This window comes from Paenibacillus sp. FSL E2-8871, assembly GCF_038000345.1.
Lineage (GTDB): Bacteria > Bacillota > Bacilli > Paenibacillales > Paenibacillaceae > Paenibacillus_AQ.
The window spans coordinates 3321776-3337395 of the sequence record NZ_JBBOBV010000001.1 but is presented as its reverse complement, the minus strand read 5'-3'; the positions used below and the strand labels follow the sequence as shown (position 1 = coordinate 3337395).

General features: G+C 45.9%; 11 protein-coding genes and 1 other annotated feature. Of the genes, 6 read left to right on the top strand and 5 right to left on the bottom strand.

Annotated elements, in window-relative coordinates:
• Nucleotides 1-11 precede the first annotated feature (11 nt).
• Entirely contained in the window at nucleotides 12-1877 is a 1866-nt protein-coding gene (locus NYE25_RS15300) for an arginine--tRNA ligase (protein WP_341146294.1), read from the bottom strand.
• A 40-nt stretch (nucleotides 1878-1917) separates the two neighbouring features.
• Nucleotides 1918-2134, bottom strand: a binding site (T-box leader).
• Between the two features lie 282 nt (nucleotides 2135-2416).
• Here NYE25_RS15300 and NYE25_RS15295 point away from each other — a divergent pair.
• The 6 genes from NYE25_RS15295 (at nucleotide 2417) to NYE25_RS15270 (ending at nucleotide 9368) form a co-directional block, all read left to right on the top strand.
• A complete protein-coding gene (locus NYE25_RS15295; RefSeq protein ID WP_341052041.1) occupies nucleotides 2417-2776 on the top strand; it encodes a hypothetical protein in 360 nt (119 codons plus the stop codon).
• Between the two features lie 14 nt (nucleotides 2777-2790).
• Complete coding sequence (locus NYE25_RS15290) at nucleotides 2791-4671, top strand: collagen-like protein (RefSeq protein ID WP_341146293.1); 1881 nt, start codon at nucleotides 2791-2793, stop codon at nucleotides 4669-4671.
• Nucleotides 4672-5069: 398 nt separating this feature from the next.
• Nucleotides 5070-6848, top strand: coding sequence for a YncE family protein (locus NYE25_RS15285; RefSeq protein ID WP_341146292.1), 1779 nt, complete (start codon nucleotides 5070-5072; stop codon nucleotides 6846-6848).
• A 66-nt stretch (nucleotides 6849-6914) separates the two neighbouring features.
• Nucleotides 6915-7202 carry a hypothetical protein gene (locus NYE25_RS15280; RefSeq protein WP_341146291.1) on the top strand — a complete coding sequence of 96 codons (288 nt, stop codon included), beginning with the start codon at nucleotides 6915-6917 and terminating at the stop codon, nucleotides 7200-7202.
• A gap of 27 nt (nucleotides 7203-7229) precedes the next feature.
• The gene (locus NYE25_RS15275) at nucleotides 7230-7550 is read left to right on the top strand and encodes a hypothetical protein (protein WP_341146290.1); all 321 of its coding nucleotides are present in this window, start codon (nucleotides 7230-7232) and stop codon (nucleotides 7548-7550) included.
• A gap of 378 nt (nucleotides 7551-7928) precedes the next feature.
• The gene (locus NYE25_RS15270; RefSeq protein ID WP_341146289.1) at nucleotides 7929-9368 is read left to right on the top strand and encodes an exosporium glycoprotein BclB-related protein; all 1440 of its coding nucleotides are present in this window, start codon (nucleotides 7929-7931) and stop codon (nucleotides 9366-9368) included.
• A 98-nt stretch (nucleotides 9369-9466) separates the two neighbouring features.
• On the opposite strand, the gene NYE25_RS15265 is transcribed toward NYE25_RS15270, so the two are convergent.
• The 4 genes from NYE25_RS15265 to NYE25_RS15250 form a co-directional block, all read right to left on the bottom strand.
• The gene (locus tag NYE25_RS15265) at nucleotides 9467-12811 is read right to left on the bottom strand and encodes a DEAD/DEAH box helicase (protein ID WP_341146288.1); all 3345 of its coding nucleotides are present in this window, start codon (nucleotides 12809-12811) and stop codon (nucleotides 9467-9469) included.
• Nucleotides 12812-12893: 82 nt separating this feature from the next.
• On the bottom strand, nucleotides 12894-13583 hold the full coding sequence (locus NYE25_RS15260) for a TetR/AcrR family transcriptional regulator (RefSeq protein ID WP_339798300.1): 690 nt from the start codon (nucleotides 13581-13583) through the stop codon (nucleotides 12894-12896).
• Between the two features lie 58 nt (nucleotides 13584-13641).
• Nucleotides 13642-14697, bottom strand: coding sequence for an ABC transporter permease (locus tag NYE25_RS15255; RefSeq protein ID WP_341146287.1), 1056 nt, complete (start codon nucleotides 14695-14697; stop codon nucleotides 13642-13644).
• Nucleotides 14694-15425 carry an ABC transporter ATP-binding protein gene (locus tag NYE25_RS15250; protein WP_445667133.1) on the bottom strand — a complete coding sequence of 244 codons (732 nt, stop codon included), beginning with the start codon at nucleotides 15423-15425 and terminating at the stop codon, nucleotides 14694-14696. The genes NYE25_RS15255 and NYE25_RS15250 overlap by 4 nt, the downstream gene beginning before the upstream one ends.
• Between the last annotated feature and the right edge of the window lie 195 nt (nucleotides 15426-15620).

Genomic DNA, 15620 nt, shown 5'->3' with positions numbered 1-15620 from the left:
CCCTTTTTGTACTACATACGGCTCGGTGTCGGTAACCCGAGCACTTCTAGCACATCACCTAAAGTGTCCTTAAACCTCGAAGTGAGCCAGAGGCGGAACGTGATGGTAGCCTCCTCACCTTTTAAAATCGGACATATAGAATAGAAGTTATTGAAAAGTGTGGCTAAGGTATGCGCATACGTGCAGAGTATATTGGGCGTCAATTCTATGCTTGCAGAATATAATGTCTCCTGCCAGAGGCTAAGCTGTCTCAGCAAAGCGAGCTCTGCTTTTTCCATTTCGAGTGGAAATTGAAGCTTTGAGGCATCTGTGATGAATGGGATTGTAGATTTGCTCAAAACACTGCTGGCACGGGCATAGGTGTACATCAGATAAACCCCGGTATTACCGGATATTTCGGTAGCCTGTTTGAAATCAAACACGATTTCCGTTCCCAGGTTAAACCGCAGCAGATAATAACGAATAGCAGCAGCTGCAATGATATGGCTGGAAAGACCCTCTTTATCGGAGCGCGAATGTTCTATGTTCTGTTCCATAAGCTTTACTAAATCGCTCACCTTAACGCCGATTCCTTGGCGCCCGGACATGGCATAAGAAGATTTCCCTTCTGAAACATCTATCCCCAGCTCAGCAGCAGAGGCCGGACTAAGAGAAACAACGCCATAACTTACATGATGGAGCTTCTCAGCCTGCTCGTTATATCCTAGTGCTCCTAAAGCCTGCTTAACCATTTGTTGCGGATATTCCTGTCTATAATCGATCACGTTAATAACACGGTCGGCATGTCCATAAGGCTCAGGGGTTCCAGTTAATCCTGTGGTCCATAAACCAGACGAGAATTCACTGTAGGTGAAATCTTTGGATAGTAGACCGAATTTCCAGAGATGATAAGCAATGTCTTTGGCTGTGTACGTCAAAATCCCATTCGAACGCACAAGCACCTTATCCATCTGATGATCCTCTGACTCCGCTCCACTGCTAACCTCTGTCCCTTGCTTTAGCACCCAGCAGCCCGCAAGTTTGCCTTCAGTCTCCTGTACAAAAACTGCCGTTTGCTTCAATAGCTCAGATGCGGCTGTCCAGAAGCCCTCTTTTAAAATATTGCTCTCCCACACCAGCAGGTCATAGTGAATACCAAAACGCTTCATTTCCGATACATGTTCTCTCACAATACGTTCAGCGACTAGGTTGCCCAGCCACGCCTCATTACCATCACCCTGTTCAAGGGCATGCAGCATATCCGTGCGCTTGTGAGTGATCTCTGGATTCCGTGCATATTCTTTGTTCACTTTGGCATATAGATCCCAGCAATAATCAGCGAAACGTTGATGTTCCCCTTCTAAAGGTACATTTAATAAACCAACGACTGTATCTGCCAGCTGATTGCCCAGATCATCCACGTAGTTATGGACCTCTACGTTATGTCCGGTTCTTTTCATGATTCTGACCAGCGCATCGCCGATGCAAGCATTTCTCAGATGACCTACATGAGCAGCTTTATTTGGATTGATTGAAGTGTGCTCTATGATGACCTTTTCCCTTGTGCTGTCAGGCAGATTAAAGGAATGTTTAGCCCACACCTGCCAATTCATATACAAATTAATAAATCCAGGAGCAGCTACTTCGACTTTTTGTAAAAGACCTGTGTAACTCTTTTGTAATTTAATTTCTGCTTTTACTAACTCTGCTATGACGAGAGGGGATTTACGCAGGAGTTTGGCTAGCTGCATAGCAATATTGCAGGAATAATCACCATGCTCTAGATTAGCTGGCTGTTCGATCAGAATTGCAACATCTTTTGGGTAGGCAACTTCTAAGGTGTGGAATACTTTTTTTACACTTTGTTCAATGCTGTGTTTGATGATTTGACTTAACATTTTATACCCTCCTTTGAAAATACAAAAAAGCCCTCATCTCAAAAGAGACGAGGGCTTTAGCGCTCGCGGTACCACTCTCGTTGCTAAACAGATGTTTAGCCACCTTACAGGATAACGGTCTTCAGCCGGGACTTCCTACTTAGGTTCAGAAGTCCATCTCACGGGTGCGCTTCATTAGGTGATCTGTACCGGCTTGCACTTACCCGGCTCGCTGTGGACTAGAACACGTTAACTACTCTCCCGCTCATCGATGCTTGAATAATTTTTATCAGTATAACGAATATTTCAAAAAAAGCAATAGGGTGTTACTCAGTAAAGTCTAGAAGATGCTTGAGTTTTAGATTGTCCGATTAGTAGATTACAAATTCAAAGAATAGAAGGTTGTCTTTTTTTCGGGTGGCAATTCCTTTGCTTAAATGTCCACACATTAACTTTAAATACAGAATATTACTATATAGAGCTATTAGTTATGAACCATGTTACTAGTGTTGTAGTTTTTAATCTTTCAAACTGCTGGTGGAAGGGAGGAGTGAATAGAGATGGCTTTATTTTCAACTGGACCTATAGATAATAGTCCAATTCTGGGGATCAGACAGACGCAAATGGTAACAGTAAAAGTAGTTAATCGTGATTCCCTTAATTCTTATAATCTAGTCATTCAAGGGTTTTTACTAGATGGATCAAGAACGATGTATGTGAATGAAATGGTGAGTCTCGCACCTAACCAAGTTTTAACTAGGAATTATTTTGCTGATTTAGACGCATTTGAATTTGAGTTTGCAACCTTAGAAGAAATTGAAGAAGAGATAGGGATCTCATTTTGGGGAAAACAGAATTCAGGGGGATTGGTAGATTCTCATCGCGTAGTAGCATGGGAAAAACATGCAGGAATAATCTAAAGGAGTGTTGAGAATTGAGCTATTTATCTACCGGGCCGATAGATAATACCATGGTGGGAGGTATACGACCTACTCAACATGTTACGATCAAAATCGATAACCGAAGCGACGTTATTTCTTCTACGGTTCTTGTCCAAGGTTATTATATGAATGGGACAAGAACTTTATATGTTAGTGAGCTTGTTAACGTTATGCCTGATCAAGTTGTAACAAAGGACTATTATGCGGATTTTGATGCGTTTGAATTTATTTTTACGACTTTAAGCCTGGTAGATGATCCTATTCAAATTTCTATATGGGGAAAAAATAGTGTAGGTCAAGTCGTGACTGCTCACCGACTTGTCCATTCAGAATTACACGGAGCAACGGTAGGGACAACTGGTGCTACAGGTGCAAATGGAGCGACAGGAGCAACAGGTGCGGATGGAGCAGATGGAGCGACAGGGGCAACGGGTGCGGATGGAGCAACAGGAGCCGCCGGAGCGACAGGAGCAACAGGTGCGGATGGAGCAGATGGAGCGACAGGGGCAACGGGTGCGGATGGAGCAACAGGAGCCGACGGAGTGACTGGTGCAACAGGGGCAGCCGGAGGAGCGACCGGAGCAACGGGAGCAGATGGAGCGACCGGAGCAACAGGAGCCGATGGAGTGACCGGAGCAACGGGAGCGGCAGGTGTAACTGGAGCAACGGGAGCGGCAGGTGTAACTGGAGCAACAGGGGCAACGGGAGCCGATGGAGCAACGGGAGCCGACGGAGTGACAGGAGCAACGGGAGCCGATGGAGCGACAGGAGCGGCAGGTGTAACTGGAGCAACAGGAGCCGATGGAGTGACCGGGGCAACGGGAGCCGATGGAGCCACTGGAGCAACAGGGGCAGACGGAGCGACTGGAGCAACGGGAGCCGACGGAGTGACTGGAGCAACGGGAGCGGCAGGTGTAACTGGAGCAACGGGAGCCGATGGAGTGACCGGGGCAACGGGAGCCGACGGGGTGACTGGAGCGACGGGAGCCGACGGGGTGACTGGAGCGACGGGAGCGGCAGGTGTAACTGGAGCAACGGGAGCCGACGGGGTGACTGGAGCGACTGGAGCAACAGGGGCAACTGGAGTGACTGGAGCAACCGGAGCAACAGGAGCAACGGGAGCCGACGGAGTGACAGGGGCAACAGGAGCAGCTGGAGCGACTGGTGCAACGGGAGCGGCAGGTGTAACTGGAGCAACGGGAGCCGACGGAGTGACTGGAGCGACGGGAGCGGCAGGTGTAACTGGAGCAACAGGAGCCGATGGAGTGACCGGGGCAACGGGAGCCGACGGGGTGACTGGAGCAACAGGGGCAGCTGGAGCAACAGGAGCGACTGGTGTAACGGGAGTAACAGGAATAACTGGAGTGACAGGAGCAACAGGGCCGAATATTCAAGCTGAGGGATTCTCTGCGTTCCTATCAGCTTTGTCAGTTTCTACTTCTTCCCAACTGACTGGATGGTCTGTGGCTTCTCCTTTCTATTCTGATCCTTCCTTTAACCCCGTTACGGGAAATTACACAGTTCCGACAACGGGTAGATATTCTATTGAAGCGACCATTAACTATTCCACAACTGCCTCAATCTCAATTAGTCTTGGTAGTGGGGTTAATCCAGCTTTCGTAGTTCAGAGAACTTCTCCTACTTCAACAAATTTGGTAAGTGGATTATTCCCTGTGTTGGATGTGAATGTTGCGCTTATTCTAGATTTGAGAGCTATTTTGGGAAGTGGGACTGTAACGCTGGTTGGAGAATTTGCACTAACAGCAGGTGATGTTATTGGCTTGTTCTATGTTTCTAATGGCTTGACGGTTCCTTTGAATCTGGGCGGTGCCAATACTTCGGGTATAGTTTGGTCTGTTCATGAATTGACGTAAATTTATCTCTGAGTTAATGGTACAAAGAGGGGATACTCTGTAGCCGTAAGTAAGGCTTACTGAGTTATCCTCTGTTTTGTTAACGGAACAAGTTTTGGGCAGAACGGAATAATGCTTCCAAGATTTTCAGTCTAATTGAATGATGATAGATTTCCAGAATTTTTAAAGTAGGATTCAATATGTATAGTAGTAGCTTTTGATGGATGTCCACATCTTAAGGGGAGATAAGAATATTACTATTAAGAGCCGAAAACTTCCAACTGAAAAATATAATAGGCTCATTGTTAGCAAATTTAGAGTAGATCGGAGGAATGATTATAGTAACGCTACTATTAAGAATTTTTTGTAGGACAATCTTGTTGTAGTCGATCTATTTAAAGATAAAAGGAGTTGGGAAATTGAGCTACTTATCTACTGGGCCTATAGAAAACAATCTGGTAGGTGGTGAAAGACCCACCCAGCTTATTACGATTAAGCTTGTTAATCAGAGCGATGTCACTGCGGCAGCGATTCAAATCGAAGGCTATTATATGAATGGTACTAGAACACTATATGTTAGTGAACTTCATACTGTGGGACCTAATCAAGTGCAAACGAATGATTATTATGCAGATTTTGATTCATTCGAATTTTTATTCACAACAACAGCTCAGATAGACGATCCTATTCAAATCTCTGTTTGGGGAAAAAGCAGCACAGGTCAATTAGTGACTGCTCATCGGCTTGTCTATTCTGAATTATATGGTGATAATATTGGATTTACAGGAGCCACCGGAGGCACAGGAGCGACGGGAAGTGCAGGAGACACCGGAGCAACGGGAACAACTGGAGCAACCGGAAGCACCGGAGCAAACGGAGTAGCAGGAGCAACCGGAAGCACCGGAGCAACCGGAAGCACCGGAGCAACGGGAGCAACGGGAGCAACGGGAACAACAGGAGCAACCGGAAGCATCGGAGCAACCGGAAGCACCGGAGCAACGGGAGCAACGGGAGCAACGGGAACAACAGGAGCAACCGGAAGCATCGGAGCAAACGGAGTAGCAGGAGCAACCGGAAGCACCGGAGCAACGGGAGCAACGGGAGCAACGGGAGCAACGGGAACAACAGGAGCAACCGGAAGCACCGGAGCAACAGGAGCAACGGGAGCAACAGGAAGCACCGGAGCAACGGGAATAACAGGAGCAACCGGAAGCACCGGAGCAACAGGAGTAACGGGAGCAACGGGATTAACAGGAGGAACAGGGGCAACCGGAGGAACTGGAGTAACAGGAGCAACGGGACTCTCTTTTGCACCAGTGAACCGCATATATGTTGCAAACAATCAAAGCGATAACGTTTCGGTGATTAACGGTCTAACCAATACCGTAATCGGTACAATTAATGTCGGTAATGGTCCTTTTGGTGTTGGGGTCAACACCTTCGCTAATAAGATTTACGTTGCAAATTCACAATTAGACAATGTTTCAGTGATTGATGGTTTTACCAATACCGTAATTGCTACAATCCCCGTTGAAAGTAGACCATTGGGAGTAGATGTTAACCCTTCTACCAATCGGATTTATGTAGCAAACAACAACAATAGCTCTGTTTCAGTAATAAATGGTTCAGACGATACTGTAATTGCTACTATACCCGGTTTTAGCGGGCCGTTTGCAGTCGGAGTCAATCCATCTACAAATAGCATCTATGTGACAAATCAAAGTTTAGACAACGTAATGGTAATAGACGGTATCACCAACAGTGTGTTTACTACCATTCCAGTTGGAGATAACCCTATAGGTATAGGAGTTAACCCAATCTCGAATAAGGTATATGTTGCTAACGCTAGTAGTAGTAATGTAACGGTTATTAACAGTTTAACAAATACCGCAGTTGTTACGATTCCTGTTACCAGCGTAACAAGTATAGGAGTAAATCCTTTAACCAATCGAATTTATGCAGCAGGTTCCAACAATATTACGGTAATTGACGGATTAGCTGATAGTATACTTACAGATATTCCGCTCATTCTATTTTCGCCAGGAACTGACGGAGTGGGAGTAAACCCTTCTACAAACACAATCTATGCATCGAGTCAATTTGCTGATTCAGTTTTAGTATTCAGTGGATCTACCAATACTCAAATTACATCTATCACGGTTGGTGATTCCCCCTTTGGGGTAGGAGTCAGTACGTAATTCTGTCCATGAGACGAGGGGAGATGGTTATGGCTATTCAATATCCATTTTTTGGGTACGGGGCTAATGTTGATTGTGCCGACCAACTTCTTCACGGCCTTGCAAGGGCAAACCTTCGAGGGCGTAACAATTATTGCACCACCCACGACTGCTTTTGCCCAGTTATCCTTCAGCTTGGCGCAGAGGGTTCCCGCTTGCAACATCCTGGTGGATGAGGTTATTGTGATGCTGACACAGGAAGTTAACGGAGCAACAGGAGATACTTGTGCACCTGGGCCGAACGTCCAACAAGAGGGATTCTCAGCATTTTTGCCTACATTTTCAGTTGCCACATCATCTCAAATCACAGGTTAGAGTGTAACGACACCTTATTATGATAGTGTGAATTTCAATGAAACTTCGGGCAACTATACTATTCCGGCTACGGGTAAATATCCATTTGTAGCGACTATCAATTATTCCACAACTACTACAATCACAGTAAGTCTTGGTGCTAGGATTAATCCATCCTTCGTAGTCCGGAGAACATCCCCTACTATAACTGATTTGGGAAGTGGGACTGTAACGTTGGTTGGAGAATTTGCACTAACAGCAGGTGATGTTATTGGTTTGTTCTATGTTTCTAATGGCTTGACGGTTCCTTTGAATCTGGGCGGTGCCAATACTTCGGGTATAGTTTGGTCTGTTCATGAATTGACGTAAATTTATCTCTGAGTTGATGGTACAAAGAGGGGATACTCTGTAGCCGTAAGTAGGCTTACTGAGTTATCCTCTGTTTTGTTAACTGGACAAGTTTTGGGCAGAACGGATTAATGCTCCTAAGAGTTACAATCTATTGAATATTGATAGATTTATAGATTTTTCCAATAGCACTCAATATGTATAGTAGTAGCTTTTGATAGATGTCCACACATTAAAAAGAGAAAAGAATATTACTATTAAGAGCCGAAAATTTCCAACTGAAAAATATAATAGGCTCATTGTTAGCGAATTTAGAGTAGATCGGAGGAATGATTATAGTAACGCTACTATTTAGAATTTTTTGCAGGCAATCTATTTAAAAATAAAGGAGTTGATAACTTGAGTTATTTATCTACTGGACCTATAGAAAACAATCTGGTAAGCGGTGAAAGACCCACTCAGCTTGTTACTATTAAACTTGTTAATCAGAGTGATGTCACTGCGTCGTTGATTCAAGTCGAAGGATATTATATGAACGGTACAAGAACACTATATGTTAGTGAACTTCATACTGTGGGACCTAATGAAGTACTAACAAATGATTATTATGCAAATTTTGATTCATTCGAATTTTCATTTTCAACACCAACTTTGATAGACGATCCTATTCAAATCTCTGTATGGGGAAAAAGCAGCACAGGTCAATTAGTGACTGCTCATCGGCTTGTCTACTCTGAATTGTATGGTGAAAATATAGGTTATTCAGGAGCCACTGGAGCCACCGGAGATACCGGAGCGACAGGAAGTACAGGTGCGACCGGAGCAGCAGGAAGCGCAGGAGTTACCGGAGCAACGGGAAGCGCAGGTGCAACAGGAGCGACAGGAAGCGCAGGAGTTACCGGAGCAACGGGAAGCGCAGGTGCAACAGGAGCGACGGGAAGCGCTGGAGTTACCGGAGCAACGGGAAGTTCAGGTGCAACAGGAGCGACAGGAAGCGCAGGGGTTACCGGAGCGACAGGAAGCGCAGGTGCAACAGGAGCGACAGGAAGCGCAGGAGTTACCGGAGCGACAGGAAGCGCAGGTGCAACAGGAGCGACAGGAAGCGCAGGAGTTACAGGAGCGACGGGAAGCGCAGGTGCAACAGGAGCGACGGGAAGCGCAGGTGCAACAGGAGCGACGGGAAGCGCAGGTGCAACAGGAGCGACGGGAAGCGCAGGTGCAACAGGAGTGACAGGAAGCGCAGGTGCAACAGGAGCCACAGGAAGTGCTGGCGCAACTGGAGCGACAGGAACAACCGGAGCAACGGGACCTACTGGTTCAGGTGCAATCATTCCTTATGCTTCTGGTCTTCCTGTAGCTATGACAACTGTATTAGGAGGCTTGCTGAATACTTCAAGTATCGTAGGATTCGGAAGTAGTGCGACGAATATTAGTGCTGCTGGCGGTACGATAGATCTCACCGGAGCGGCTGGAACCTTGCTGAACTTTGCATTCTCAGTTCCACGCACCGGAACGATTACTTCTTTGGCGGCCTATTTCAGCACAACAGCAGCGCTTAGTTTATTAGGTTCTACAGTAACAATCACTGCTCAATTATACAGTTCTTCTACCCCTAACAATACCTTTACTGCAGTCCCTGGTGCTGTAGTCACATTAAGTCCTCCATTTACAGGTGTCCTTTCACTTGGCACAATTAGCAGTGGTAATACCACAGGTTTGAGCATTCCTGTAACTGTGGGAGAGCGCTTGTTGTTGGTCTTTACTTCAACAGTATCGGCCGGAGTCGACGTTGCTACAACCATTGCAGGCTACGCTAGTGCAGGAGTTACAATCGCATAATCTGATGATGATTATGACGTATTTACTACAGAAAAAGGGATATCCGAAAAGCCGTTTGGCTGAAGGATATCCCTATTTTTCTCCAACCATCATTACACCTAGATCATCAGAATTTCTCGGATGTCTTGTTCTGTAAGGGTAGATAACCCTTCCTGACCTGGCTGGATCACTTCATCGATTAAGTTCCTTTTCTTCTGTTGTAGCTCATACATCTTGTCTTCCACAGTACCTTGGGTGACGAGCCGAATGACTTGAACTACTTTTTTCTGTCCGATTCGGTGAGCCCGATCTGCAGCTTGCTGTTCGACGGCAGGGTTCCACCATAGATCGTATAGAATGACAGTGTCTGCCCCTGTTAAGTTGAGTCCGGTTCCGCCAGCTTTTAAGGAGATCAGGAAAATATCACGCTCTCCTTCATTAAATTGATTACATAAATTTACCCGTTGAGACACAGGCGTTTGACCGTCTAGGTAAAAATATGGAATACCTTGATATCCGAGTTCTCGTCCAATCAAACCGAGCATTTCTGTGAACTGGGAGAATATTAGCATTCGTTTACCTGAGCTGCGGCATTCCTCAATGATTTCAAACAGCTGCTCGAACTTGGCGGAGCTTCCTTCATACCCATCCACAAATAGAGCCGGGTGACAGCATAGCTGGCGCAGACGGGTGAGACCAGCAAGGATTTTAATCCGATTATTATTACCGAAGCTATCCTGGGTCAGATGCTTAAGCGCCTCTTTTTTCAAACGGGCGAGATAAGCGACATATAACTTCTTCTGCTCAGGGAACAGCTCACAGGCTTGGAGTGATTCGATTTTCTCAGGCAATTCTTTTAACACATCACTCTTTAAGCGCCGCAGCAAAAAGGGACGTGCCCGTTTAGCGATAGTTTCCCTCGGCAAATCGTGAAAAGCCTTCTTACCTGGAAACAACCCGGGAAACACAGTGCCGAAGATGGACCATAGATCTTCTAGCGCATTCTCAACAGGAGTCCCAGTAAGTGCAAAACGATGCCGGGCTTGAAGAGCCATAACTGCTTGAGCGGTCTGCGTAGTATGGTTCTTTATGGTTTGCGCTTCATCGAGAATCAGGGTATGAAAAGATTTCTTAGCATACAACTGAACATCTCTGCGAAGCAGTGGGTAAGAGGTGATGATTACATCCGCCTTCGCTGCATTTTTTAAAATCCGACCGCGTTCCGTTAAGCTTCCATCTGCAATAACAGCCTTAATCTCAGGCGTGAACTTTTTAAGCTCATTATGCCAGTTGTAGGTCAGAGAGGCAGGAGCGACAATAAGAGCGGGCAGACCACTCTGACGAATATCCGGAAGCTCAGAGAGCAGAAAAGCGATACTCTGCAGCGTTTTGCCAAGACCCATATCATCCGCTAAAATTCCCCCGAAACGATAATGGGCCAGCGTCTTCAGCCACTGAAATCCATACTGCTGATAATCCCGGAGCACAGGAGCCAGACTCTCTGGTATTGGGAAATCAAGGTTCTCAGGATTGTGCATATTCGCAAGTAATCTTTTAAAGGATCTGCTCAGTTTGACTGAGTCACCTTGAGAATCGGAAGAGGTTAAGTGTAACCCACGAACGACTGGTAAAGAAAATTGCGCACCTTTAATCTCACCTTCTCGAATGCCCATCTCGTTCATAAAGGTGATGATTTCTTGGAGCTCCTCGCTCTCCAGCGGTAGCAGTGCCCCTTCTGGCAAGCGGTAGTATTTACGTTTATCCTGAAGTGATTTTAAGACCATCACAATCTCAGATTCGGGAATACCACCCATGTCGAATTTAAAATCAAGCCAGTCGGTTTTCTCATTCCAACTAATACTCACTTTTGGTGGCGTGGTTCCCGTGAATAGTCTTTCTTTGACAGCGGTGGTCGCATAGACCGTTAATAGTGGTTCAAGCAACGGAATCGTGTGGTATAAAAAAACGTACTCACCGTCCTCATCCGTCATAATATACCCGCCTTCGGTTTTGGCGAAGGATTCATGCTCCATCAGCTCCAGAATTCGGGCCTCTCCTTCACCGTCGCGTATAAGAATCAAGTCCGTACCGCGAACATGGGCTTTTTCATCCAAAGGATTGATGATAATGTCACCATACTGAAACTCTAGCCCGGCGAGCAGTCGATCTCTCACGCGGTCCAGATAGAGCCTGGCTATAAGCTTATGTTGCACAATTCGATCAGCAATAGATTCGGCAATATGCACGTTTCCCAGTTTTTTTAGACCAGGGATAACCTTGTCCATAAAGGGCTCCATTTGTTCGGGGGCAATATCGATGCCATCTCGACGAGAGGATTCCAGCATTTTTTTCATCTCAGATAGGCGCATGCATTCCTGAGCAGTTAGCTTCAACAGCTTACCTTCAGACAGCACGAGTCCGTAATCTTCCAGAACTGAGATCTGCTCCAGTCCTTGAATATCCAGATGGTAGCCTTCGCCTTCGGCTTGTTCGAACGCAAAGCTAAGGGGCGGTGCTTCATTAGACATATGAATGCCTTCGTACAACACCTCTTCTTGTTGCAGATATACCGACTGAACCTGTGTAAGTGCGGGCTGAAGCGTCTCCCAGAAAAAAGGAGGGATAGCCAGCAGGCGATCTCCCCCCAGGTTGCCACCATATGGAGAGTAGTTAGTGACGTTATCGCGATACATTTTTTCATTGAAGACAATTTCAATTAGCTTCTGAAGAACGATGTTATCTTCCTTCCGAAAGCTGTGAATGGCAGGGTCATAGACGAAATGCTTCGAGAATTCGAAGGTTTCTCCAAGATGTACACGTTCCAGAAAACCTCTTATTTTATGAACGACATATAGTCGTTTCGAGCCGATTTTCATTTCTATTCCCAGCATGGTAGTGCTATAGCTGTAAGTGAATGGCTTGCAGATGAACTCGACATTTAAAGGGATCCTATTATCTACAAAAGCCCCAGTACCGCTCGGACGCGGCTTATGGTTACTGAACATGCCTAGCAGGCTGCTCACCAGATGCTGGTCTCTGGACCTTCCTCCCATGTCTCGCGTAGAATCCGTAACATTACGTGGGGTTAAGACTCCAGTATCTTCAATAGTAGAATGGCTGGAAGTTCCAGTATGAGCTGGCCGTTCTCCAGCAGTTTCAAGGGCATCAATGCTGATCAGTACGGCTGCGATATGTTTGCAGAAAGGCCCTCCATGCGTGTAAGCAGGACAAGTACATTCTGCCGTGACATCACCGTCGATATCGATGACAACCATGACTTCGTAGCCAATGCCCCCTTGAACGAGCGCTTCATAACGAGAGCGGGGCAGATCTGGGATGGATTCATTACGTTCTTCAATATCTATTATATCTACGCTTCCAGACTGGTAATAAGCCAATCCTTTTTCAAAAATAGACTTGCCGCACAGCAGCTTAATTACCCGTTCTGTCACACTAAAGCCCATAACATAATTCCTTCCTCGTAACTTGTTCTTCGAAAAGTCCGATTATTATATAGTCCTTATGATAACAGAACGGGCGTGCGCATCAAATAGGGGCTGCTACTCCACTAATCCCGTGCATAATAAAACGGATCGTCAGGTTAATCTCTTCCTCATCGTTCCAGTCCTTCTCCGGTTGTAGCAGCAGGCGATTAAGCAAATACCCACCAATGGATGAAATAGTGAAACGTAGAATAGCGGGTGTGGGTAATTCAATGACTTCACCTTTTGCCTTGAAGTGTTCAACAATTTCGATGACGCGCTCCAGCACCTTGCTTAGAATATTTTCTGCGAACTGTTCTCTGAGCAACGGTTGAAAAGGAATCTCCTGTATCAGAATCTTTAGCATTTTAAAATTTCTACGGGCGAACTCCAGACGATTGACGATAAATGATCGTAGGAATTCTTCAAAGCTGTCATAGGGAACATCGAGTACCCCGTTGAAATTCCGCAGTACAAAAGGAGCGAGCATACGACTCATGGTAGGGCCAATGATGGAGAGCAGTAAATCTTTTTTGGTTTTGTAATATCGGAAAATCGTACCCTCTGCTACGCCTGCCTTTTGAGCAATTTCACTAGTCGCAGCAGCAGCGTAACCTTTTTCGGAGAACACCTCAATCGCCGCATGCAAAATGGAAATCTGCTTCGGTGTCAGTTTATCCTCTTCACTTATGGCCAGCAGCTCTTCAATCCACTGCTCTTCTATATTTTGTTCCGCAGAATCATGTTCTTTCATTACAATTATCCTCCAAACTTGGTTCATTCCGTTCAACCGATGAATGTTCTTAGTGAGGCTACATTTTCCGGTGTTTGCGCAGTGCCAATACATTCAGCACCATGAATAATAGTGAGAATCCGATCAGTACATAGACATCCAGAGCGATGGAATTCCATCCTTTGCCGCGGATCATGATGTTCATAAGCGCTTCTGATCCATAATAAATTGGGGTTGCGTAGCCGATGTGCTGTAGCCATAGCGGTAGGGTGTCGAGTGGGAACAGTCCGCTGAGGAAAACTTGTGGCACGATAATAAGCGGGATGAACTGAATCATCTGTAGCTCGTTGGCTGCAAAAGCAGATAATAGCGTGCCCAGCGTCAAAGCTGTCATCGACAGGAGTAAGGTGATCAGCATTACGTAACCAAAGCTTCCCGTCATCATAATGCCAAGAATCTGAATAGAGAACCATGAGATCAACAGCGCTTGGAATACGGTGAAAATGCCGAAACCACATACATACCCGAGCACAATCTCCCATCTTTTTAAAGGAGTGGAAAGTAAACGTTCAAGGGTGCCTGTAGTCCGCTCTCGCAGGAAAGAAACACCGGCAATCAGGAATACGAAAAAGAAAACAAATACACCAATCATAATCGGACCGAAGCGGTCAATCGTCTTCATATTCTCAGAACCGTATAAGTAGCTGATCTGGGGCTGTAATTGCAGCTGTTTCTCTGTACTTGGAAGGAGCTTCTGAGAAAGCTTTTGAAGCGTCATAATTACCGCCTTGTTGGCTGTAGGGTTGCTCCCCTCTAACAACACTTGAGGGATGACTCCTGAATTCCCAACGTTTCCGTCCAAAGTGATCAAAGCGTCAATCTTTCCTTCTACTAGAGCACTTTTCCCTAGCTCTTCGCTGGCATACTCTTTAATTGTGGTATTTTCTTCTTTTAACGCAGCTGAGATATTTAGTGGCACACCGGATACTCCGATTTTTGGCTCATAGGCGTCCCCGTTGAATACCAAGCTCATTAAACTTAGAACGATGAGCGGTGCAATGAACATTAAGGCCATCGTTCTTTTATCATGAATAAATTGTCGCAAAATCCGTAAGGTGATCGCTCGGATTCTCATGAACGGACACCTCCATAATATAGAAAGGCTTCTTCAATAGAAGCTGAGCCAGTGGCTTCAAGCAATCCGGCAGGTGTGTCGGCGGCAAGCAGCTTGCCATCACGGATCATTCCAAGGCGATCACATTTCTCAGCTTCATCCATGACATGCGTAGTGAGTACAATCGTGGTACCTTTCTCGTTCAGAGCTTTTAGTTCTTTCCAGATGGATAGTCGGAGTACAGGATCGATACCTACTGTTGGTTCATCAAGAAGAAGTAGCGGAGGCTCATGGAGCAGCGCAATCGCCAGGGATAGGCGGCGTTTCATTCCGCCAGAGTATTGATCTACTCTTTTGCGCAGATGCTCCTGAAGATCTACTAGTTCCATAACAGCTTTGATGCGTTTGCCGCGCTCCGCACCTTTTAGTCCATATAGCGCAGCGAAGAACTCCAGATTTTCTTTTGCGCTGAGTTCTGTATATAGGGCATCAGATTGAGCCATGTATCCAATTTGCTGCAGCATGGATAACTTAGGCATGGTAACACCAAGCACCTTTACCTCACCTGAGGTCGCCTCATCGATACCTGTAAGCAGCTTTACTAACGTTGTTTTTCCGGAGCCAGAGGGTCCTAGTATGCCGAAGGTTTCCGCACGCTCCACTTGAAGTGAAATATCTTCGAGCACCTGTTTGTCTCCAAAGGCTTTACTAACATGGCTCACTGAAATGACTGGAACTTCCGAACCCATATTCATCTCCTCGATTCTGAATAGTCTGGGATACAAAGTGGTGTTACTGAGTGCTCTGCACAACAATAATGAGTGAGCGCTCACTCATTATTGTGCTCCGGAATCCAGTAAATGTAAAGTGCTAGATTTCCGCTACTTGAAACTAACTTACAATTAGGTGTAAATCGCAAAGTAGCGGCATTTTTGCACAAGATG

Excerpts from the sequence above, each read along its gene's own strand:
- NYE25_RS15300 (WP_341146294.1), bottom strand. The coding sequence starts at position 1,877 with ATGTTAAGTCAAATCATCAAACACAGCATTGAACAAAGTGTAAAAAAA.
- NYE25_RS15295 (WP_341052041.1), top strand. The coding sequence starts at position 2,417 with ATGGCTTTATTTTCAACTGGACCTATAGATAATAGTCCAATTCTGGGG.
- NYE25_RS15280 (WP_341146291.1), top strand. The coding sequence starts at position 6,915 with ATGTTGATTGTGCCGACCAACTTCTTCACGGCCTTGCAAGGGCAAACC.
- NYE25_RS15265 (WP_341146288.1), bottom strand. The coding sequence starts at position 12,811 with ATGGGCTTTAGTGTGACAGAACGGGTAATTAAGCTGCTGTGCGGCAAG.
- NYE25_RS15260 (WP_339798300.1), bottom strand. The coding sequence starts at position 13,583 with ATGAAAGAACATGATTCTGCGGAACAAAATATAGAAGAGCAGTGGATT.
- NYE25_RS15255 (WP_341146287.1), bottom strand. The coding sequence starts at position 14,697 with ATGAGAATCCGAGCGATCACCTTACGGATTTTGCGACAATTTATTCAT.
- NYE25_RS15250 (WP_445667133.1), bottom strand. The coding sequence starts at position 15,425 with ATGGGTTCGGAAGTTCCAGTCATTTCAGTGAGCCATGTTAGTAAAGCC.